The sequence below is a fragment of the Streptomyces aculeolatus genome, assembly GCF_020400605.1.
Classification (GTDB): domain Bacteria; phylum Actinomycetota; class Actinomycetes; order Streptomycetales; family Streptomycetaceae; genus Streptomyces; species Streptomyces aculeolatus.
Genome location: NZ_JAINRD010000103.1, coordinates 1 through 493 on the forward strand (window position 1 = coordinate 1; position 493 = coordinate 493).

General features: G+C 68.6%; 1 protein-coding gene. It reads right to left on the minus strand.

Annotation, left to right across the window (positions count from 1 at the left end; all coding sequences use genetic code 11):
- On the minus strand, window positions 1-493 hold a 493-nt coding region (locus LG396_RS38895), incomplete at both ends, for a phosphate ABC transporter ATP-binding protein (RefSeq protein ID WP_225798329.1).

Below are 493 nucleotides of genomic sequence, written 5' to 3' on the forward strand. Positions count from 1 at the left end.
AGGTCCTCGATGGCGAGGGTGGAGATCGGGTCGAGGGCGGAGCAGGGCTCGTCCATGAGGAGCACCTGGGGTTCGACGGCGATGGCGCGGGCGATGCACAGCCGCTGCTGCTGGCCGCCGGAGAGGCCCGAACCGGGGCGGTTGAGGCGGTCCTTGACCTCGTTCCACAGGTTCGCGCCGCGCAGGGACTTCTCCACCACGTCGTCCAGTTCGGACTTCTTGTAGCGGCCGTTGAGCTTCAGGCCCGCGGCCACGTTCTCGTACACGCTCATCGTCGGGAACGGGTTGGGCCGCTGGAAGACCATGCCCACCACGCGCCGTACGGAGACGGGGTCGACGCCGGTGCCGTAGAGGTTCTCGTCGTCCAGCATCACCTTCCCCTCCACCCGCGCGCCCGGGATGACCTCGTGCATGCGGTTGATGGTGCGCAGGAAGGTGGACTTGCCGCAGCCGGACGGGCCGATGAAGGCGGTCACGGACTTCGGCTCGACGG